The 21,404-nt window shown below is 64.0% G+C and carries 19 protein-coding genes; 17 read left to right on the top strand and 2 right to left on the bottom strand.

Translation table 11 applies throughout. The features are described 5' to 3' along the window. Positions 1–22 precede the first annotated feature (22 nt). From ACSQ19_RS19375 to ACSQ19_RS19350, 6 genes are all read left to right on the top strand, one after another. Complete coding sequence (locus ACSQ19_RS19375; RefSeq protein WP_436001312.1) at positions 23–835, top strand: hypothetical protein; 813 nt, start codon at positions 23–25, stop codon at positions 833–835. A gap of 181 nt (positions 836–1,016) precedes the next feature. Further along, on the top strand, positions 1,017–2,570 hold the full coding sequence (locus ACSQ19_RS19370) for a UvrD-helicase domain-containing protein (protein ID WP_436001310.1): 1,554 nt from the start codon (positions 1,017–1,019) through the stop codon (positions 2,568–2,570). Between the two features lie 52 nt (positions 2,571–2,622). Further along, positions 2,623–3,921 carry a hypothetical protein gene (locus ACSQ19_RS19365; protein ID WP_436001308.1) on the top strand — a complete coding sequence of 433 codons (1,299 nt, stop codon included), beginning with the start codon at positions 2,623–2,625 and terminating at the stop codon, positions 3,919–3,921. Between the two features lie 89 nt (positions 3,922–4,010). Then, a complete protein-coding gene (locus tag ACSQ19_RS19360) occupies positions 4,011–4,331 on the top strand; it encodes a hypothetical protein (protein ID WP_436001306.1) in 321 nt (106 codons plus the stop codon). A 40-nt stretch (positions 4,332–4,371) separates the two neighbouring features. Further along, a complete protein-coding gene (locus tag ACSQ19_RS19355) occupies positions 4,372–9,501 on the top strand; it encodes a strawberry notch-like NTP hydrolase domain-containing protein (protein WP_436001304.1) in 5,130 nt (1,709 codons plus the stop codon). A gap of 8 nt (positions 9,502–9,509) precedes the next feature. Further along, a complete protein-coding gene (locus ACSQ19_RS19350) occupies positions 9,510–9,863 on the top strand; it encodes a hypothetical protein (RefSeq protein WP_436001302.1) in 354 nt (117 codons plus the stop codon). 59 nt (positions 9,864–9,922) lie between these two features. Here ACSQ19_RS19350 and ACSQ19_RS19345 read toward each other — a convergent pair whose 3' ends face one another. Next, complete coding sequence (locus ACSQ19_RS19345; protein WP_436001300.1) at positions 9,923–10,249, bottom strand: hypothetical protein; 327 nt, start codon at positions 10,247–10,249, stop codon at positions 9,923–9,925. 107 nt (positions 10,250–10,356) lie between these two features. On the opposite strand from ACSQ19_RS19345, the gene ACSQ19_RS19340 reads away from it, so the two are divergent. From ACSQ19_RS19340 to ACSQ19_RS19305, 8 genes are all read left to right on the top strand, one after another. Continuing rightward, a complete protein-coding gene (locus ACSQ19_RS19340) occupies positions 10,357–12,369 on the top strand; it encodes a DNA topoisomerase (RefSeq protein ID WP_436001298.1) in 2,013 nt (670 codons plus the stop codon). Beyond that, positions 12,366–13,136 carry an EAL domain-containing protein gene (locus ACSQ19_RS19335; protein ID WP_436001296.1) on the top strand — a complete coding sequence of 257 codons (771 nt, stop codon included), beginning with the start codon at positions 12,366–12,368 and terminating at the stop codon, positions 13,134–13,136. The genes ACSQ19_RS19340 and ACSQ19_RS19335 overlap by 4 nt, the downstream gene beginning before the upstream one ends. Before the next feature lie 21 nt (positions 13,137–13,157). Further along, the gene (locus ACSQ19_RS19330; RefSeq protein WP_436001294.1) at positions 13,158–13,787 is read left to right on the top strand and encodes a hypothetical protein; all 630 of its coding nucleotides are present in this window, start codon (positions 13,158–13,160) and stop codon (positions 13,785–13,787) included. A gap of 539 nt (positions 13,788–14,326) precedes the next feature. Next, positions 14,327–14,656, top strand: a complete 330-nt coding sequence (locus ACSQ19_RS19325) for a hypothetical protein (protein WP_436001292.1) — start codon at positions 14,327–14,329, stop codon at positions 14,654–14,656. Between the two features lie 71 nt (positions 14,657–14,727). Continuing rightward, entirely contained in the window at positions 14,728–16,029 is a 1,302-nt protein-coding gene (locus tag ACSQ19_RS19320; RefSeq protein ID WP_436001290.1) for a hypothetical protein, read from the top strand. Between the two features lies 1 nt (position 16,030). Beyond that, entirely contained in the window at positions 16,031–16,402 is a 372-nt protein-coding gene (locus ACSQ19_RS19315) for a hypothetical protein (protein ID WP_436001288.1), read from the top strand. Positions 16,403–16,404: 2 nt separating this feature from the next. Continuing rightward, positions 16,405–18,108: a toprim domain-containing protein gene (locus ACSQ19_RS19310; protein WP_436001286.1), complete on the top strand. Its 1,704-nt coding sequence runs from the start codon at positions 16,405–16,407 to the stop codon at positions 18,106–18,108. Positions 18,109–18,130: 22 nt separating this feature from the next. After that, positions 18,131–18,448 carry a hypothetical protein gene (locus ACSQ19_RS19305; RefSeq protein WP_436001284.1) on the top strand — a complete coding sequence of 106 codons (318 nt, stop codon included), beginning with the start codon at positions 18,131–18,133 and terminating at the stop codon, positions 18,446–18,448. Between the two features lie 4 nt (positions 18,449–18,452). Here ACSQ19_RS19305 and ACSQ19_RS19300 read toward each other — a convergent pair whose 3' ends face one another. Beyond that, positions 18,453–19,199: an A1S_2505 family phage non-structural protein gene (locus ACSQ19_RS19300; RefSeq protein WP_436001282.1), complete on the bottom strand. Its 747-nt coding sequence runs from the start codon at positions 19,197–19,199 to the stop codon at positions 18,453–18,455. 145 nt (positions 19,200–19,344) lie between these two features. Between ACSQ19_RS19300 and ACSQ19_RS19295 the strand changes: the two genes are divergently transcribed. From ACSQ19_RS19295 to ACSQ19_RS19285, 3 genes are read left to right on the top strand one after another with little or no spacing between them, the layout of a single operon-like run. After that, the gene (locus ACSQ19_RS19295; protein WP_436040811.1) at positions 19,345–19,803 is read left to right on the top strand and encodes a hypothetical protein; all 459 of its coding nucleotides are present in this window, start codon (positions 19,345–19,347) and stop codon (positions 19,801–19,803) included. Further along, entirely contained in the window at positions 19,803–20,933 is a 1,131-nt protein-coding gene (locus ACSQ19_RS19290; protein WP_436001278.1) for a hypothetical protein, read from the top strand. The genes ACSQ19_RS19295 and ACSQ19_RS19290 overlap by 1 nt, the downstream gene beginning before the upstream one ends. Then, the gene (locus ACSQ19_RS19285) at positions 20,930–21,403 is read left to right on the top strand and encodes a hypothetical protein (protein WP_436001276.1); all 474 of its coding nucleotides are present in this window, start codon (positions 20,930–20,932) and stop codon (positions 21,401–21,403) included. Before ACSQ19_RS19290 ends, ACSQ19_RS19285 begins: the two co-directional genes overlap by 4 nt. The last annotated feature ends 1 nt before the right edge of the window (position 21,404 follow it).

Genomic DNA, 21,404 nt, shown 5'->3' with positions numbered 1-21,404 from the left:
GTCACACCGCCAAGGACCCGAGATGAGCAACCGTCCCATGAAGGCTAACGAGATCGTGAAGCTCTTCGCTTCCCTACAGAGCATCGATCTGGCCACGATCGCAAACGTCGTGCTCAATCTGCCCCGAGCCAATGTACTGGCATGGCTAAGCGGGAAGAAGGACAACCTGCGCAAGGACTCGGTGATTCGACTGTTGGACCTGATTGGCCTGAAGGTCGGCAATGGTGTCTACCTGGACCCGAATCGTGTGCACATGTGGCAGATCAGCGACGGCCTGTTTCGCAGCACCAAGGCGGCGTACAGGCCGCTCGTGGTGATGGCGCGCCTGCTCAAGGAGTGTGCGATCACGCGCGTGGAACCGCCGGCGCGTAGCTGGCTGGCCAAGCAGACCTGCCAGGTCTTCCTGGTGTCCGGGCGCGGCGTCCGCGTGGTGATCAAAGTCGAGAAGGGATTCCACAAGCAATCCCTGATCAGCCCGGAATACGTGGTGGGAACCCTGTGGCGGGACGCTGTCGAGCTGGGAAGCGAAGGCCTGCCGCACACCATCAGCACCACGGCCGAGAAGTGGAAGATGCTGATGGATCGTGACCTGGCACCTTTCGAGTTCGATCACATCTTCGAGCAGCAGGAACCGAAGATGACGTGGAAGGATGTAGCGATGGCGGCGCGCGAGTACGCCGTCACCCCTGACATGATCTACGACCAGATTGTCCAGCGGCATGGCCCGGAGCAGGCTCCGCCGCGCGAAGACGAAGACAACAGCATGCCGCTTGCCGATGGCGTGATCTTGCTCAGCCACGAGGCTGATCGCCGCCGCGCGGCAGCTGGCCGCTAGTTGCGCACGAAGTTAACCATGCGTAGAGGCGCCCCGCCCGGGGCGCACCCGGCCAAGGGCCGATAGCGGGTAAAAGTGTGACGTAGTACAGGTAACAGTCAGGGCGATGCGCAATGAGGGTGCATCAACTCTCGTTGTAGTATAAAAATAGCGTCATTGATACTCTAACGAAAGTTGAGCAATGACGAGCCCGCAGACCCCCGCCCCGATGTTCCAGCCGACGCCCGAGCAGACCGCCATTTGCGGTGCCAGCGGCCGCATCGTGAAGGCCAACGCCTTCGCCGGTACCGGCAAGTCGTCCACGCTCAAGCACCTGGCCCGTACCTGGCCGCAGTCCAAGATGCTCTACATTGCCTTCAACAAGGCGATCAAGGACGAAGCTGTCAAGTCGTTCCCCGGCAACGTCAAAGCCATGACCGGCCATGGGCTGGCATACGCCTCGAAGGGTCGGCTGTACGGTGAGGCCGGCCAGAAGCTGCAGGGCGACATCAAGCCCTTCCACATCAAGGATCTGCTCGTGAAGTCGGGTTCGCTGAAGAGCGTTCCGGCGGACGCGGAGAACCTGTACGCAGGTCGAGTGATCGAGACCGTCAAAAACTTCCTGGTCTCTCGCCACGAAGAGCTGAGCTCGCGCCACGTCGTGCTGGGCGGTTCGCCCGCCGAGCGCGAGATGAGCCCGACCGCGATCCTGGAGGATGCGAAGCGGGTATGGGCCGAGATGCAGGAGATCAATAGCCCGATCCCCATGCTCCATGACGGCTACTTCAAGCTGTACCAGCTCTCGCGGCCGCGTCTTCCCTATGACTTCGTGCTGGTGGACGAAGCTCAGGACGTGAACCCGACGTTGCAGGCCATCATCGAGGCGCAGGAGCAGACGCGGATCTTCCTGATCGGCGACACGCACCAGGCGATCTACAGCTTCCGCGGTGCGAACAACGCCATGGAGCTGATGAGGGCCGACCAGGCATTCGGCTTGACCGGCAGCTTCCGTTTCGGCCCTGCGGTGGCCGAGGTTGCCAACCAGCTGCTGAGCATCAAGGGTGAGCCCCTGACCCTGCGTGGCCTGGGTGCTCCGACCGAGCTGCGCGAGATCGACACTGAGAAGGAAGGCTTCGCGCTCGTATCGCGAGGCAACGCTTCGCTGTTCCACCAGGCCGTCGAAGCCCTGGACCAGGAACGGCCGTTCGCCTTCGTCGGCCCGCTGGGCAATTACCGCCTGGATCTGTTCCTGGACACCTATCGCCTGATGAGTGGTGACAAGCGCGGCGTGCGCGATCCCTTCATCAAGTCGTTCACCCAGTTCGACGACCTTGCCAACTACGGCGAGGCCATGGATGACCGTGAGGTCAAGGGTCGCGTGAAGCTGGTCACCCAGTACAGCGGCCGGATTCCGGAGCTGGTCGACGCGATCACCGCCAAGTCGATTCCGTGGGGCGAACACGGCGCCAGCGTGCTGCCGCCGAACTGCGTGGTGCTCTCGACCGCACACAAATCCAAGGGACTTGAGTTCCCGAACGTGGTCCTGGCCGACGACTACATGTCGCTGCTGGACGACGAGGACAACGTCATCAACATCGGTGACATGTCCGAGTCGGATGTCGAAGAAGTGAACCTGCAGTACGTGGCCGCAACGCGTGCGCAGAAGGCGCTGCAGCTCAGCGAGGGCCTTGATGCCTTCCTGGAAGCGAAACGAGTCATGGACGAGACCAGCCGTCCACGGATGGCCGCCGGTTAACGGGCCGCCCCGCTTTACCCACCGATGTAACGACACAAGGAAAACAGAGCAGATGAGCTTCCTCAAATCCATCACTGCGGCGGTAACGCCCGCCAGTGGCGCGCCCCGCCAGAACAACGCCTTCGGCCTCGTGGTGCAGCTGATCAGTTCCAAGCTGGTCAAGCTGAAGCAGAAGGATACCCAGGGCAACGAGATCGAAGTCGACGGCGTGCAGCTGTTGGGCAAGGCGCTGAACGGCAACAGCCATGTCGCAGAAGGCGAAACCGTCTCCATCGGCTTCCGTGGCAAGCAGGAAACCCCGATCGCGAACCTGCGCAAGGGCCAGGGCAAGACCGTGCTCAACACCGACGAAGGCGTGGCCAACAGCACGGTGACGCTGGAGTCATGCTACGTGGCAAGCACCGGCGAAGACGGTGTCAAGGTGCTGAGCTCGCGCTGGCTGAACACCCTGACCGTGGCCGGCGATACCGACCATGCGAATCGTTCCTTCACCGACAACATCTACGCCACCGCTCCGCGTATCACCTTCAAGAACCCCGACCGCCTGCCCGACGAGCCGGCGAACATCACGCTGCCGGTCAACGCCGACACCGTGTCGCTGAAGGTCACCGATGGTGGCGCGACCGGCATGCGCGAATTCCCGCGTGAATGGGCCGTGCAGAAGCTGGCCAAGGCCGGCGACAAGGATCGCGTGACGGTCACCATCGACCAGGTCAGCCCGGCCGACGCCGTCAAGGCCGATGGCCGTGACGCGCTGGTCAAGGCCCTGTCCGCGCAGCTGGGCACCGGCTCGCGTGCGCTGGCCCTGCTGCGCATCAGCGATGGCAGCGAAGTGCGTACCCGCCTGGTGTACGTCTCGATGGACAAGGAGTTCAAGCCGGACGTCGAAGGCACGATCAAGGACCTGGAATCCAAGAACATCTTCAAGGGCGTGCCGAACGAAAAGCTGTACGAAGGCCTGGCCGCCGGTGCGCTGGTGCTGGAATCCATCCCGGGCTACCGCATGACCTACGCGGGCAACCCGTTCAAGGACGACAACGCGGCGTTCAAGCTGGTCAACGACGTCAAGAAGGGCAACGCCGGCCGTTACGAGGTGATCTTCGGCAAGGACCCCCAGTCCTTCGCCAAGGTGATCCTGCCGGGTATCGCGCGTACCGAAGAGATCTCCGGCTTCAGCCCGATCAACGTCATCACCGATGAGCCGGGCCGCTTCACCGCCGCCGACCTGCCGACCGCGCACATCGCGCCGAAGGTGGAGCTGGATGCCGAAGCGCACGACGACGTCGACGAAGACGAAGCGGTGAATGAAGAAGTGGCCGAAGCCGAAGAGTCCTCGGCGCCGCGCCCGTAACCGAACCGATCCACATCGGTCCCCTGGGATGGCGGCGGCCTGTACTGGCGCCGCCATCATTCTTGAAGCACCCCAGATAGGAAGTTGACGTGAGCGAAATGACCATTCCTTTGGCGGCGGCCTTGAAGTTGGTTTCTGTGCTGGCAGAGATCCGCAATGGGTCGGCACCGGAAGGACGCTACCTGGATGGCGCAGGCACCGAGTGTGATGCCGAAGAGCACGACGCCACGTGGCACCCGTACGAGCCGGAAGAGCAGCGCGCATGGCTGGAGAGCGTGGCGAGCATGTCGCGCGATGCGCTGAACGAATTCAAGCGCCAGGGTGAAGCCCTGGGCATAGCGATCGAAATTCCTGATGAGCCGCAGGTGGAAGCGCCTGCCGAGGCCTCTGGCCCCGGCATGAGCCGCTGAGTCTGCTGCACATCCCCGCACGCACCGAAAGAGGACACCTATGAGCAACCAGAACGCCCCCCAGACGCCCGCTCTCGTGAAGTGGGTGCAACTCAACGCACAGCACCCGTCGATCCGCCTGGTGGCCAGCAAGAAGGCCTGGGGCTCTGTTCGCCTCGAAGTTACCGGCGCGTCGCACCTGACCGATGTGCAGCGAGACGGCCTGCGGAAACTGGGATTCGGCAATCCCAAGCGCTGGGGCGGTGAGGCGTTCGTGCGCAAGGAAATCAAGATCGCGCTGGCCGAGCTTCGCCGCGTGTTCCCGGATGCGGCCGAAGTGATGATGCCGCGCGTGGACGCAACCCATGTCGCGCCCCCGCGGCCGGGCGCGCTGGCGCTCGATGACGAGATGCTGGAAGCCAAGCTCGCCGAGGTCACTGTGGTTCCGGTGGGGCACAACAGCCAGGGCGAGTCGGTGTTCGAGAGCGATGAGGGCCGCTACGTGCGTCATGCGGACGGCACCACCGAATTCGAGGGGGCCGATCCCGACGCTACGTTCCTCAGGGCGGACAGCCTGGAAGAGCTGGCGCGGTGCGCGGACGCGTTCGTGGGCGAGATGGTGCGCGGGAAGAACATGCGAGCCGATGACCTGAAGCAGTTCGCTGCGACGGTCACGGGAATCCCGGTGGGTGAGGTGGAGCAGACCACCGAGCTGCGACGCGTGCAGGAGGCCGTCGAGGCCGCGCTGGTTCGTCGTCTGCGCGAAGATGCGTTGGCGCCTGGTGCCACGGTAAAGGACGTCTACGCCCAGGCGACCAGGCTGCTGGAGCGCCAGCCCGCGATGGCAGCGCGTACCTCGTCGTCGATCATGCTGCAGCAGTATTCCAGCCCCTTGCCGATGGGCTACGCGGCTCAGCAGATCCTGGGGCGCACGGAAGGTCGCACGTTGCTTGAACCGACCATCGGCAACGGATCTCTGATCAGTGCCACCCGTGGTGCCCACGTGGTCGGTGCGGACCTGGACAAGAATCGACTGGACCAGCTGGCGCTCGGCCGGCCGGAGGCGTCGCTGCATCACGTCGATGCAACGACGGCGGACTTCATCAAGCTCAACGGCGGAAGCGCGTTCGACCTGATCTGCTGCAACCCGCCCTTCGGCAAGCTCGATTCGGCAATGAGCGTGAAGGGCCTGAAGGTCACGCGCCTGGACCAGCTCGTGCTGATGCGCGCTCTGGATGCGCGTAAGGACGACGGCTTGGGGGTGTTCATCATTGGTGGCGACAGCTATGTCGACACGAGGGCCGGCAAGGTCAGCGGCACTTCCCGCTACCTGTTCAACTGGCTGGCAGACAACTACCACGTGGACGTGGTCGAGATTCCGGGGCGCCTGTATGCGAAACAGGGTGCGACGTTCCCAGTCCGCATGGTGGTGGTGGGTCGTCGTGCGCCGGGCGGTGAGCAGGTGCCCGATACCATCCCACTCGTCGACAGCGCGGAAGAGCTGCTGGCCTGGTCGCTGCGCATGCGGGAGAAGTACGCCGCTCACGTGGAGCCGATCGATGCGGCCACGCAGGAAGCCATTGCGGTGGCAGAGGCCGTGGAAGAGGCCGAGGTAGCTCCTTCTCCCACGGCCGCGCAGGACGCGAAGGCCAACACGACCGACGCTGACGAGAACAGCTACCAGAGCCCCTATCCGGCGATGAGCCGGGTCGGCCAGGCGACGGCGATGGTTCCCCGCAACCTGCTCACCCCGACGTTGATGGCGCTGCAGAACGTGGTCGCAGTGCATGGGGATATCGACGAGTACGTTGCCTCGCAGCTCGACTGGTCCGTGGAGCAGATGGGCAACTATCTGTCACCGGAGCAGGTAGACGCACTGGCCCTGGCGATGCACGCCGAACAGCGCAGCGGGGGCAAGCAGGGCTTCCTGATGGGCGACCAGACCGGACAGGGCAAAGGCCGGTTCCTGGCCGCGATGGCGCGCTACCACAATCTGGCTGGGCGCTCGGTGGTGTTCCTGACCGAGACCCCGACCCTGTTCACCGACTTCTGGCGCGATCTGCGCGCCATCTCGTCGACGGATCTGTTCCAGCCGATGATCGTCAACGCCGGCGTCGGCGTGTACGACGACATCACTGGTGATCAGCTCATCAAGCCCACGCCGGCGGCGGTGGTGAAGCGAGCGGTTGATGAGGGCGAGGTGCCTTCCGAGTACAACCTTGTGCTCGGCACCTACAGCCAGTTCAATCGGGACCGCAATGCGAGCAGCAACAGCAAGAGCAACTGGATCACCAGGGCCACGCAAGGCGCGGCGGTGATCCTGGACGAGAGCCACAACGCTGCCGGCGAGTCGAACACCAACAACAACATCGCCTTGGCGGTGGACTCGTCCTACTCCGTCACTTACAGCTCGGCCACGTCGATCAAAGAGCCGAAGAACCTGGCGATCTACAGCCGCCTGTTCCCGGCCAGCGTCAATATCGGTGCGCTACCGGAAACGCTCGCTACTGGCGGCGAAGCACTGCAGGAAGTGCTGTCCTCCATGCTGGCCGCCGATGGCGTCTTCATCCGGCGCGAGCATGACCTGAGCGATCTGGAGTTTCGCGTCATCGCAGACACCGAGGAACGCCAGGAGCGAAACCGCGAACTGTCGGACCACTTGGCGGGCATCCTTGAGGTGATGAACTACATCGCCGGCGACATCAACGAGTTCGTCAGCGAGCGGAACAAGGAGATCCGCAAGCAACTGGAGGGTATGACGGACCAGGAGCGCAAGGGCAACCGCATGGGTGCGGTGTCGATCAACTACTTCTCCAGGCTGTTCAACATCTACAGACAGTTCCTGCTGGCCCTGCAGGTGGATCTGGCGGCCGATCGCGCCATCGAGGCGCTGAAGGCAGGACAGAAGCCGGTGTTCGTTCTGGAGAACACCATGGAATCGCTGCTGAAGGAAACCCTGCTCGGCCTTGAGGGTGATGAAGAGCTGACCGCGGAGGAACTTGCAGAGCGCATCGCGAATCCGGACATGGCTGGCACCAGCCTGGGCGAAGGCCTGACCTTCGCCGATGTCCTACACCGGGTGCTGGACAAGCTGGCGTTCTATGAGGAGTCGGACCGCTACGGCGAGCGGAGCAAGGTCGCGATCAGTTCCGAGAGCGCTATCGAGGGTGTGAAGCGCACGCGCGAGCTCATCAATGCCATGCCGATGCTGGCCGTCTCTCCGATCGACGTGATCCGCCACCGGGTCGAGCAGGCCGGCTTCAAGTGCGGCGAGCTGACCGGCCGCAAGCTGGGCCTACGCAACCAGGACGGCGAGTGGTACCCCTACCAGATCGTCCAGAAGCCCAAGGCACAGGTAGTGCAGTCCTTCATCTCGGGCGAAGACGATGCCGTCGTGCTCTCGCGCTCGGGCAGCACCGGCATCTCGCTGCACACCGATCCCAAATTCAGGGACAAGCGTCAGCGCGTTATGTTCGAGGTGCAGATGGCGCTGGATGTCAGCAAGCGCATCCAGTTCCATGGCCGCGTCAATCGCCGCGGCCAGACATCCTCGCCCATCATCGAATCGCTCAGCACCGGCCTTCCGGGCCAGGCCCGGCCGATCGCCATGGCGAACGCCAAGCTCCGAAAGCTGTCTGCCAACGTGACGTCGAACCAGGACAACGCATCGCTGGATGCGAATGTCCCCGACTTCCTCAATGCCGTGGGCGATGACGTGGCCTATCGCTACCTGGATGCCAATCCGGATATCGCCCGCCGCCTCGACATCGACATGGACCTGGAAACCGATCGCGAGCGCGAGCCGGCCTTCTTCGTGAACAAGCTGACCTCCCGCCTGGTGATGCTGCGCGTCAGCGAGCAGGAAGAGATCTACGCTGCGCTGACCACGGAATACACACGCCTGATCGCCGAAATGGATGAGAAAGGCATCAATCCCCTCAAGTCCAAGGAGGTCGACCTGCAGGCTCGCGAGTACAGCCGCGAGATCTACGAAGCGGGCGATGCTTCGTCCAACTCGGTGTTCAGCCAGCCGATCTACCTGCGCACGATCAAGTGCGATCGCATCCTCAAGCCGCTGCGGTGGTCGGATGTGCAGGCGCGGATCGATGCATGCAAGCGAGAGTACGAGCAGGCTATCCCGCATGACCCGCTCAACGCCTTCCAGCGTTACGTGCAGCATGCCCATCGTGATCTGGTGACCAGTAAGCCGGAGATCATGGAGCGAGCCCTTCCGCGCAAGTTCAAGAACGTGCAGGAAGCGTTGGATCACAAGGACAACAATGCGGTCAAGAACGCCCAGAAGCGCGTCAACTTTCTGATCACGCAGCTGGGCAATCTTGAGCTCGGCGGCCAGGTGACGATTACCGGCAATGACAATGACCCAGTGACGGGCGTGATCGTGCATCTGGCCATGCCCGTCCGCGAGCGCCAGAAGGACAGCCTCAGCGCCTACCTCATTCGCGTCGCGGTCCCCGGTTCCTCGACGCTCGTGGAGCGCTCGTTCTACTCGCTGCACGAAGATCCCATGTTCGAGCTGGTGCCCAGCTACCGGACCGACATGCGCATGGAAGAGAAGTTCGAGATGGCGCCGGAAGGCAAGGTCACGGACACGCGGTATGTGCTCGACGGCAACATGTTCAAGGCTGCCCAGCTGGCTGCGCAGCAGCGCCTGGGGTCGTCCGTGGTCTACACGGACGAGGATGGTCAGCGTCATCGTGGCGTTCTGCTCTCTCGCGGGTTCGAGCCGCGCCACCTGCAGGAGCTCCCGGTTGCGATGGAAACCCCGGACCAGCTGTTGGCGGTGATGGGGCATGACCGGACGGCCCGACTGTCGACGAGCTGTGGCATGGAGGCCTCCGCAGACGTCGACACGTTCTTGTATCAGCACAACGGGCAGTACGTGCTCCAGTGCCCTGGAACGAAGATCCGCGGCGGCCACGTGTTCGCCAACGACGACCTGGTGAAGTTGGTGGGTGAGTTCGCCGGCTCGCGCAGCACGATGTCTGCTCGCTTCGATTCGGACAAGCTGCCTCAGGTGGCAGCGATTCTGAACAAGGCGGGAATTCTGCTGTACGCGCCGGCTCGTATGCGAGCCATGCTGAACGAAAAGCGGGCCTCGCTAACCACTTACAATAACGAAAGTTATATGCAAGAATCCGACCGTGATACACGCATCAAAATGAGCGCGTGAGGCCCAACATGACCGACCTCCAGACATTGACGAAGCTGCAACCGGCGCTGGCGAGCCTGGGCCCGGAATCGCCCTACGTGCGCTTGGTGTCCCAAGATCGCCGCACGGTTGCGGATGTGGAGTACCGGGACGCCAGCGAAGCCTCCGCCGCCGAGATCCAGGTGGCGGTGGTGGAGCGGGATGCCGCTGACAATGCGGGCCCGGTGGTGGCTGCGGTTTTCGACGCGGCCACCGGCCAGATGCTGCGCTACGGCTCGACCGTCAGCTCGGCGAGCTCGGCAGCGATTGGGGCGGATTCGGTGGCGGATCTCGCCGCGGCGGTCGGGGAGCTGGTGGCATGTCCTGCCACGGCCGGCCTGTAAACGAAAAAGGGGGCGCAGCCTGCGGCGCGCCCCCTTCGCATGTCAGCTCTGCTGGGGTATCAGCGAGCTTTCTTCTTGATGGCCTTCTTCGCCACCTTCTTCGTAGCGCCCGTCTTCTTCTTGCGGGGTTCGCGCGTGGGCGGGTAGTCAAACTGCTGCTTGATGTACTCCCGCGCCTGGCTCGCCGTCACGCGCGTTTCCAGGCCGCCCTTGATGAAGCGGTTGAGGATGTCCTTCATCGGGACCTTCTCGTCGACAAGCTGCTTCAGCACCGGGCGGACGCGCTTGAGTTCCTTCAGCACGCGTTCGGGGGTGCCTCGGCGCTCCCGGATCAGGGTGTCGGCGATGGACTGCTCTTGCGGGGTGATGCCTTTGGACGTGGCCATGTTCGTGCACTCAGGTCTGAAGGAATGAGCGGGAAAAGCGACTTTCGCTGGTCGATCTGGCGGAATCATACCAAAACCAAAATCAATAACCTAAACAGGGGCATCACATGTCCGGTCTGAAGCGTGTTTTTATCGCCGAGAAACCGAAGGTCGCTCGGGCCATCGCCGGTGTCTTGGAGCGTACGTCTCCCGTCACCGAGCGAGGGGAGCTTTTCATCCGCGGCAAGGATTGGGCGGTTTCCTGGGCTCGTGGCCATATCTTTGAGCTGCAGGAGCCGGACTTCTACCTGTCCAAGAAATTCCCCGATGCCCGGAAGGTGGGGGATTCAGGACGCCTCGCGTGGGATCGTGCGCACCTGCCTCTGGTTCCGACCGAGGACGAGTTCACCCTGCGATGCACGAATCGTGAAGCGTTGAGCGCGATTCGCAAGCTCGTCTCCGAGGCGGAGATCGTCGTCCATGCGGGTGACCCCGACCGCGAGGGACAGTTGGTGGTGGATGCCATCCTTTCGGAGTTGCGTGTTCGCAAGCCGGTGAAGCGCTACATCGCCAGCGGCATGGACGACACATCTGTCGAGATTGGCCTTCGTGATCTGCGCGACAACAAGGATTTCGTGGGGATGTCGGACGCTGCCAGAGCCCGCGGCTATGCAGACTGGCTGGTGGGCATGAACATGTCGCGGGCCTTGACGCTGCGTGCGCAGCAGTGCGGCACGAAGGGCACTGTCCCGTACGGGCGAGTGCAGACGGCCGTTCTTGGTCTGATCGTGCAGCGAGAGCTGGATATCCAGAATTTCAAGCCGGTGGACTACATCCTCCCGCAAGCGACATTCCAGGTGTCAGCTGGCGAGTTCAAGGCCGAGTGGCTGCCGAAGGAAGGGGCGCCTGGCCTGAATGCGGACGGCAAGCTGGTTGATCCGGCGGAAGCGTCCAGGCTGCAGAAGTTGGTGACGGGAAAGAACGGTACGGTGGTCGACTACACCGACGCGAAGAAGACGCAGGGTGCGCCGCTGCCGTTCTCGCTGGCGCGGTTGCAGATGCTGGCTTCCAAGAAGTTCGGCTACTCGATGGAAGAGACCTTGCAGGCGGTCCAATCGCTTTACGATGCCAAGTTGGTCTCGTATCCGCGTACAGGTTCACAGCATCTGCCGTCGACGCTGCACGCGCTGGCGCCCGAAACGTTGCGTCATGTGTCCCAAACGCTGGGGCTTAGCGACAAACTCGCGGCGTCGATCGATTCGAGCAGGAAGTCGGCCGCGTGGAACGACGACAAGGCGAAGGCGCACCATGGCATCGTCCCGCTGACCTCCAAGGCGGACGTCAGCAAGCTGGGTGCTGCTGAGCGAAACATCTACCTGGAGATCTGCAAGCGATACGCCGCCCAGTTCATGCCGCCGCGCGAGTACCGCGCCGTGGTCGCAAACCTGGAAGTGGAGGGCGAGCGCTTCAAAGCGACCGGCAACACCACTCTGAAGCCGGGCTGGAAGGCTCTCTACGGCGATGAGGCGGGTGACGAAGATGCCGAAACCAGCTTGCCGCCGATGAGCAAGGGCGACAGCGCTCTGTGCAAGGGTCTGGATCTGGCAAAGAAACGCACTGAGCCGCCCAAGCGTTTCACCGACTCCAGCCTGCTGGAGGCGATGTTGAATGTGCACAAGTTCGTTTCCGACCCGAAGGTGGTGGCGGTCTTCAAGAAGATGCGGGAGAGCTCGACGAGCGATGAAGACGTCGGCGGGCTGGGGACGCCAGCAACGCGGCAGTCTTTCACGCAGAAGTTGAATGCTTCCGGCCTGATCCGTATCGAGGCCCCCAAAGGCAAGGGCAAGGAAAGTGTCTACCATCCGGAGCCGGCTTCGCTGGCCCTGATGAAGAGCCTTCCTGCTGACCTGGGCAAGCCGGATACCACGGCGGTGTGGGAGACCGTGTTCGAGAGCATCGAGGCGGGCAAGACCAAGGTGGGTCAGTTCCTTGAAGTCCAGGGCAAGTGGATCGACAAGACGATCAGCGCCGTCGATACCTGCGAGCTCTCTCTGCCTGCAATCGTGAAGCCTGCTGCCGGTGGCCGCCGTAGCTCTTCCAGTGGTGGCCGTTCGTTCGGTAAGCGGCGCGCCCACGCATGAGTCCGCACGGCGCTTCGACAGGTGAGATCGCAGTGTTCTCGCGGATCACGCCGGCCTTTCTCCCCGTGGTGGCCGTAGAGGGCCATCGCGGGATGCCGGGCTATGTCGAGGCGTTGCTGCGGACATCGCATCCAGATGGCCATGGGGCCCTGATCAGGAGGGCGGAGGAAGATCGGACGATCTGGCTGCTTGATGTGGCGATGTTGTCGAAGGTCGCGAAGTTACTTCAGCAGACGCGACGTGACCTGCGAGTTGGCTTGAATGTCAGCGCGGTGACAGTGCAGGACAAGGCATCCACCTGGCTCACGAAGTTGGCTGACGCTGGGCGTGGTGTCGCCAGCAGAGTGGTAGTGGAGCTGACGGAAACAGCGGTCCAGATCGATCCCGAGAGGACCGTCCATTTCGTTGACCAATGTCGTGCACTGGGCGCTTCGGTGGCGGTCGACGACTACGACAGCGATCGATTCGATGACGACTTGGTGTATCGGTTGAGGCCGGACTACATCAAGGTCGGTAACGGGTGGAAGCCTGGTTGTCAGCAAGATACGGGTGATCGGTTGGCGCGTTCTCTCGCCAGGATCGCAGCAATGGGTGTCAGTGAGGTCGTGGTGGAGTGGATCGATTCCGAGTGGCGCAAGTTGGTTGCCGAGTCGTTCGGGGTGAGCCATCTGCAGGGAACCTACTTTGGTGGGCACTATGACTCCACTTGGGCGCGAAAGGAGTTTGGTTTGGCGTCGTCGGGGTTTGGTGGGATGGCGCGAGCCTAATTTGGACGGGAGTAGCGGTTGATGCTGAATGTTGTGGGGATAAGCGAGGGGAGCGAGAAGCGAAGCGATCGCGAGCATGCTCGCGCCCGCTTCCTTCATGTCGTCCCGACACTGACCTTGTTCCGAAGCCCGTTGTGGCGTCCTCGTGCAATTCGGGGTAACGAGATCGGTCTCACCGTGTCGGTCCTCGGGCGGAAGTTCTCGACCACCGATGGGGGTCTTTCCGTTCGCCGCATCTACCCCAATCGCGGCTACCTGGTCGCCGGCGCTGGTGATCGGAGGCAGGGGTTTGTGGTCGACATCGCAGGTGGTGTGGATCACGTGTGTGTCGAGTATCTGTGGACGTTGCCTGGGCGTTTCGGGCTGCCTGCATTGCGACACGAGATCGACATCGCGCTACGTGGATCTGGAGCCTGGCACAGCATGTGCGCGGTCAACTGGCCCCGAGAGGCGTTCGCGCAGTACGAGGGTGATCCGGCGCCGCTGTACGTGAATCCGGTGACGCACTTGGACCATCTGCGTTCGAGCTATGGGGACTTTCGTTCGCTATCGGTGGGTATGGAGGACGGAGTCAGGGTGGTTCGTGAGCGGATGGCTCTGTATGGGGCGTCGCTGGAGAGCATGCCGATGATCGATGCCTTCGAGCGATAGAGCGGAGGGTTTGGTCGGCGGAGCAGGGTGTGTAGGCGTCAGGAGCAAGAACCTGTTGGTGTTGTGGGTTGTTCAATAGCCGAGTGGAGCAAGAGCATTCGGCCACCTGTAAGCGGGTGTTTGGTTGGCAAAGCGGGGTGTTTGGGTGGCCCAGTCTCCCTGTTTGGCGAACAGCGCTTGATCGGGCAGACAGTGTCAATTTCGGTTGGCCAATCTCCCTCTTACTGCGTGCTCGAAGTGGTGGTGGTGGGATGCCCAGCCTTTCATCCTGCGTCGCCGATCTGTGGTGATCTGGTCGCGAAGCGGGGTGGGTTGGCGGCAAGCAGAGGGTGGTGTGGTGGCGGGGTAGGGTGTGCGATATCGGGAGATCGGTGTTTGCCGCCCGACTGCGGGCCCTTGGAATGCCGGCGCTGCCGGCTCACCGCTTCGGTGGATGCGTGGGCAAGTGCAGGGTGTGTGTGGGCAAATGCCCCATCGTGTGGGAGCCAAGTAGCGCGTCTGTTGCGTGTTGTAAGGGCCAGAAGCTGGAGGGAGATTGGATGACGAAGGTGGTGGATGAGGCAGCGGTGATGGAGGCCCTGGCAGCAGGCGGAAGCCTGGTGCGCGTGACGTCATCCAAAGCGGGGGCGAGCTGGTATGTGGGCCCGGACAATGTCCAGATCGACGCCTCCGTGGCGGAGGCGGTGGCGCTGCGGCCGGATGTGAGTTGTCTGGATGGCCCGGTCGGGCGCATGGTGTGGGAGTACGTGCTCGCATCACGGCGGGATCAGGCGCTCGATGCCAGGCTGCAACAGCGCGCCGCTGCACGTGCCGACTATGATGGCGAGGCGCTACCGGCCCGGGCCAGACCCGCAGCTGAGATAGCCTGAGCTTCGATTCCGAGGATATCGGGCAGGGGAAAGCAGCCCCACGGATATTTATAGTCTAACGAAAGTTGTATATGATCGGCAGGACCCCTCTTGGCGTCCATCCGATGAGCAAAGTTACCCGCCTATTCCCCCCGACGGGCCCCGAGGCCCAGTCCGAGGCCACCGCTACCGATACGCAATCGGCGCCTGTGAGCGCCCCGGGAGCTCCCCCGCAGCCTTCGGGGCTCAGTGCGGGATGGCTGGCATCGCTGACGCCAGCGGCGTTGGAAGGCGAGGACATGGACCCGGATGTGGTGGAAGAGCCGGGCCCGCAAGAGCCAGCTGCGGCGGACGAAATGGCGCGAGGTCCTGCGGCGCCCCCCGTCACGGTGGCGGCGGTCGCCGAAGCGCCTGCCGCGCCCTCGCCGAAAGAAGATCCCGCGCCTGTGAGCGCGAGCGCCCCAGCCAGTGGGACGGTCATGGATCAGCTTGTGTCGCAGATGCGCCAGTTCGATTCGGCGGCGCTGGCCGATGAGGACGCCACTGTGCGATCGAAGGCTGAGCAGAGCTGGCAGCGGCTGTTGGATCACGCCCTGCGCGTGGATCGCGCCTATGACGGCGTGACGGAGGCGGCAAAGCAGCATCTGCCGAGCAGGCTGGCGAAGGAACTTGCCGGCGTGCTCAACGCCGCCGATGCTCACCGCACTGCGGCCGCCGAGCGGTCTGTGGGTGGTGGCGCCGGTGGTCCGCGGGGGCATGGTGGCGGCCACGATGGTGGTGGGATGTCGGCAGCGATCGATTCGCTGATTCGGTCGCCGGTGACGCTCGTGCAGGCCGGCGGCTCTGCGATGCTGGATGGTCTGCGAAAGGCCCACAGCGTGGCCAACGATGCCCTGGGGCGTCGCCGCCAGACTGCCTACGATGTGCTGGCGCGCCAGGTGAAGAGCGTGGCCTCGGATATCGAGGCCGACGCGCAGTGGCTCCGGGCGCACGGGCTGGAACAGGTCGTCGACGAGATCAAGGCCAGCGGGATGACGCCCAGCGATGCGGTGGCCGAGATGGAGCGTGGCGGCAAGCTGGAAAGGTTGGGCTTCCAGGCCAAGGGCGTGCTCGGTGAGCCGGACGTCATGGACCGCATGTCGAGCATGAACGACAAGCTCAAGACGCTGTCCGAAAAGAGTCAGCGCCTGGTGAAGGCCGGCCAGGTGGCCGACCGCGACGCCGAGCAGGTGGTGGAGCCGGCGATGAAGCAGGTGCAGGACGCGCTGGAGGGCATGCCGGAAGTCGGCAAGGACGGCAAGTTCAAGGTACTCAACGACAAGGTGCAGGAGATCGTGGACAAGCTCCGCGAGCTCATCGAGCGCGTCATGAACAAGATCGTCCCGGGGCGCTGAGATGGGCGCCCTTGACGATCTGACCGCCTACGCCGACGCACGCGGCGAGCACCTGTCGCGCGAAGAGTTCGATGCGAACGACCCGCAGCTGATGGCAATGGTGCTGGCTGCGCTCCGGGAAGAGGGCGTGGATGAGGTCGACCTGGACGAGCTGGTATACGAGGCCTGCATGGAGCTGGCCACGGTGGAGGCCAACTTCGCGGCCAATTCGACGTCGGCGGATCTCGAACTGGTAAGCGGGGAAGAGCTGGCGTCGCGAGCGAACAACGGTGGTCTGAGCTCCCAGGTCGAGATGCTGTCCCGCGTCCACGGCAACGGCGGCATGGTGCAGCGGCTCCTGGCGGTGCTTCAGCCGGCCGCGCCGCGCCCCTGAATATGGGGGACCTGTTCGTCATCGAAGCCGCCGGGAAGCTGAGGACTTTCCACACCGCGCTGCGTGCGCTGGGACGGCAAGCTGAAGTGACGGCGACCCTGGGGCATCTGCTGGACAATCCGCGCACCTTGCGTCCACTCCACGTGGAGGTGGCGGCCGATGGCCGTGTGCGCGAACCAGAGCGCAAGCCGGCACGCGTGAACGTTCTCCGGCGCCTTCAGGGCGCCGTTTCGCGTTGCACGCGCGTCCTGCTGGCCACCGACGCGGATGCTGAGGGTCACGTGATCGCGCACGACGTGGCCAGCATCGCGGATAGGGCCAAGCCCGGCGTCAAGATCGAGCGTATCCAGTTCACCGGACTGGATGCCGGCAGCATCGGCGCTGCGATCGAGAATGCCGCGCCGTTGCGCCAGCAGGACATGGTGCCGGGAACGGCACGGCGTGTGGCGGATCGACTGATCGCGCACGCGTACAGCGACTTTGCGCAAGGCATCTACGTCGGCAGAGTGCAGAGCGCGTTGCTTGGTCTGGTCGCCGCCGGCGAGGTGAGCCGGCGGGTGGCGACCGTACCGCTGTTGGCCGCCGATGGCGGCCCGGCCTTCGTCCTGCAGTGCGAGGTGCCTGCGCAGATCTCGGACGCGGAGGTGCGATCGCTGGCGGCGCAGGCGGCGCCAATCGAGGGGTGCGGCGCAACCATGGGGGCGATGTGTGCCCCCATGGATGGGATGGATGCGCTGCTGGCCCTGGAGTCCGATGCGGGCCTCAGCATCGACGCCGCCGCGGAGCTGCTTCAGCAGCTCTACGAGACGGGCCAGATCAGCTATCCGCGGACGCACGCCAAGGCGTACACCGACTACGGCCGCCAGGTGGTGGCCAACGTCGCGTCGGTCCGAGGGATTCTTGCCTTCAGGCGGGAGCACCTGCCGCTGATCGAGGGCGGGCAGGGCGCTCACGAGGCGCTGCGCCTGGTCGAGAGCTCGGTCAACCTGACGCGCCCATTGGGCCTTCGTGCGAACGCCGCAGAGGCCGCGCTTGCGCTGATTGGCCGCCGTAGCGTGGCTGCCGGCGTGTCCGTGCTCCGGGAGAGCGGCGACGTGTCGTCGCTGCCGGCGTGGGCGCAGCGCGGGACGCTGCAGCGCACGCTCTCACCGGTGGCACTGCCTTGGTCGCAGTCGCCGCGCCTGGATGGAGCGCAGATCCAGGTTCGGTCAGCGGAAGCGGGCTTGGTGGCGGCCATGGCCCGCACCGGCATTGGCCGGCCGAGCACCGTGGCCGGGCACGCCACGCGCTTGGTAAGGCGTGGGCTGGTCGATGCGGATCTGAATCTGACGGCGAAAGGGGCGTCGGCCATGGGCGCCGCGCCTGCGGCCTTGCGAGATCCCACGTCGGCCGCTGCGTTCGAGCTCGTGTTGACGCAGCACGCTGAGCTGCCAGGTGCGCTGCGTGCTGCGCTGGCCGCGGTGGGCGCTGAGGCCCTGCTCGGCGGCCAGGAAGCGGCTCCCATTGCGCGCAAGCCGAGCAGCTTGATGAAGCTGCTCGCACAACCTTCCCCTGCGGCCGCCGCGGCGCCCGCTTCACCGCCGGCGTTGGCCAGCGAACCCACCCTTACGCGAGAGCCTGATGATCAGCCTGAGCAAGAAGTCGCTGCAGACGACGATCTCCTGTTGGACGAAGAGAACACGCCAACGCTTCGATTCGGCATGTGAGGCGGCGCTCACCTGGTGGAGCGTGAGCGGGCGTGGGCATGCCGCCACCGCGCTGGCGTTCTGGCGGCGGTACACCTGGCAGCTGTGCGCCGGCCTGGCGGCTGTCGCGCTCGCCGCCGTGGTCTGGTTTTCGATGGATCACAGTCGCGAGCTGACGGCCAGGGAAGTCGCGGCACTGCGCGAGTGGGTGCAGGGGACTCAGTCCCCGGCAGTGGCCAGGCTGTTCAACGAACTGCAGGCCGATGGCACTCTGACCGTCTACGAGAGTGGCCTGCTGGCCGAAGAGGCCAAGGCGGCACCGGTACCGGCCGGGCTCTACCAGCCGGTACAGATGGATTGAGGCGTCAGGGCCGCGGGCGATCGGCGAGCACGGCGAGGAATTCCTCGGGCAACTGACAGTTGTCCGGTGCGTCGGCGAAGAACGGCGCGATCTGCTCGGGGGTGTAGCCGGCCAGGCCGCAGCCGATCGGTGTGACCTGGAAGGTGTACTCCGGGTTGGCTTCGGCGTACAGGAGGAACGTCTGAACGTGGCGCTCGATGATGGGCAGCGGCAGGGTTTCGCGCGGGGTCAACTTGGTTGGGATGGCGTAGCTGTTGCCGACGTGCCCCTCCCCGATGCCCTTTACCGCTCCGCGGTGCTGCGCAGCGAAGAGAGCGGCGCCGGCGCCGTGGATGCCCTTGAGTGAGTTGGAGCCAAAGCAGAACACCGGTGGAGCAGACGGATCGGGCGGCTCGGGCGTCGGCAGGGGCGCCCAGGTGTGCGCCCAGCGCAACACCGTCTTGCCGCTGTTGGACGTGGCCACGGGCGAGTAGCGCTTCTGGTACAGCCGCCCTTCCAGCACCGCGACCTGCTTGCTCTCGGCGTCTGGGTGCTTCTGGTCCAGCTTCCAAGAGATCTCTTCCGCTGGCGTCCGGGGCAGCAGCCCGGTGCGCTTGCGCGCCAGCGAGATGTCATAGACCTCGACCAGTGCCCGGGAGGCATCGGCCATGTGTTTGGTCGGGTTCGCCTTGCGGTGGTTGTCCATGCGTTCGTTGGCCAGCTTCAAGGCCTGCTGGGCCGCGGCGAGATCTTCGAGGGTGTACTCAGTCATCGGATTGGGATCTAAGGTGGCGGCAAAACTAAGTGATTGATTTGGCGGCGAAAACGAGGGAGTGCCGTCGTGTGTGATTGCATATTGCGGAAAAACTTTCGTTTGAGGATAATAACCGGCAAGCGATCAAGCATCCTTACACGACATGTCCATGCTCACTGGCTACGCCGACTTCGAGTCTATCCTGATCAAGACTGCTGAGCAGGAAGGTTGGGAGTTCAGGGACGGCGACGAAGCGGTCGGCGCGGACGCGGTCTTCAACTACCAGACCTACGGCCCCGCGCTCTTGCGCGTGGCAGAGCTCGAACTCGCCGACAGGGGAATCACCGTCAGTGGGTTCCCCTACCAAGACAGGGGCGATGTCACGACCGTTGAAGACCTGGGTTTGGTCTACACGTCGTGCCACGACGCCTTGATGGGCGTGGAAGTGAGTTTCATCGAAGAATCCGCCAGCGAGAAGACGCTTGCCTACAAGCGCATGATCTACCGCCTGGCGCTGTCGATTGCCGTGTTGAAGTCGCTTCCACGCATCGACGGCAGCATCGATCTCAGCCTGCTGAGCGCAATCGCGTTCGATGACGTGCCCCGACCGGAGAACGCTTGATGTCTCGCGTTCGTCGTCTCGTCAGCAAGGACGCCGAGGCTCACGCCGCTCCCGAGCAGTCTGCTGAGACTGCAAGCACTCCTGATGATGCAGATCCGTTGTCGTTGCTGGGGCTGATGGATGACAGCGAGACTGCAACGGGCGTGGCGCCGGAAAGCGCGGCCAACGATGCAGAAGAAGGCGAGGGCGAGGACGCGCGCTCGGGAGCGTCGGAAGAGGGCGCCGGGCAGCCTGGTGCTGTTGCTGCGCCGCCAGCGCCGCAGGTAGTGACGCTGCCCGCTCCCGAGCTGGTCGATGGCGAGCGTACCGAGACGATGGACGTTATCGCGAGCTTGGCACCGATCCTGCGTGCGGTTCAGGTGTTTCCGGGCCCCACGGCGTCCGGCCCTCAGCTGATCGAAAGTATCCAGATGCTGTCGCGGGACTCAGTGCGCCTGGCGGACATGCTCGCCCGCGCTACCGACGACTGTGAAATCGACGTCGCGTGGCGTCGCAGGCGTAGCGGAGTGATGGTGGCGGATCTGGTGGCCAACTTCTGGATCAGCACCGTCATCACCAACCAGGGCGTTGCGATCGCGGACATGTGGCCGACCGAAGGGTTCGCCCGTATCGCGACCGCGTTCTGCGCCGCGGCCGACATCGCGCATGAATCGGAAACGCTTCGCTCGGGCCCCGTGGATATCCACGCCATCGTGTTGGGCCTGGCGCCGGTGCATATCGATCTGCAGCGGACGGCAGAACACATGAAGCGCCTGTCCCCTGAGTCGGAGATCGACGTGGAGTCGGCCGCGCTCGCGATCGCGGTGACGGCCAGCGAAGAAGTGGCAAGCGGTGCCGGTCGCCTGCAACAGGAACTGCCGCAAGGCGCATCGTTCACGGCCTTGGCGGCCGAGCTGATGGCCGCCGTAGGCCCGATGGCGCAAGCCGCATGGGATGCGGCGCGTGGCGAGATGTACGCACGCCTGAAGGCGGCCGAGCACGATCAGGAAGCGCAGCAGCAGCTGATCGAGCACCACCTGCAGGGCGGCCTGCCGGTCAAAGACACCTGTGAGCGGCTGCGCGTGCTGGTGCGACGCCTGGTGAGCATGAGTGTTTACGCGGCAAAGGCCGTCGCGGGAGAGAACGCATGAGCGAAGCCGAGAAGTCCAACGGCGTCATTTCGCGCGTCACGAGCGGCACGGGCCGCTTCGCCAAGCGCGTTGGCAAGGCCTGGGCCTACACCATGTTCGGCGATGTGAGCGGTGAGCTCAATCGCAAGCGCGAGCTGTATGCCTGGTTCAGGAGCAAGCTGACGCTCACCCCAGGCCGCGAAGAGACCTTCGATCAGGCGCTCAAGCGCCTGAGGGTCACCGCAGAGCAGCTGGCAGAGCGCGAAGCGTCCCTGGCGAGGATGCAAGCGGTGTATGGCGGCACGGCCGCAGTGGCATTCGTCATCCTGCTGCTGTCGCCCATGGTCGAGCGCCCGCTGACGCAGTTCATCATGGCGGCCGGCGTGTTGGGCATGTGCGTGGTCAAGACCATGGTGTGCCGATTCCGCCTGTTCGAGATCCGGCAGCGTCGATTCGTGAGCTTCGTCGACTGGGTGATGGGGCGCGCCTGAT

The sequence above is a fragment of the Pseudoxanthomonas sp. LjRoot127 genome (genome assembly GCF_964253495.1).
Taxonomy (GTDB): Bacteria; Pseudomonadota; Gammaproteobacteria; order Xanthomonadales; family Xanthomonadaceae; genus Pseudoxanthomonas_A.
This window is presented reverse-complemented; position numbering and strand designations above follow the sequence as displayed.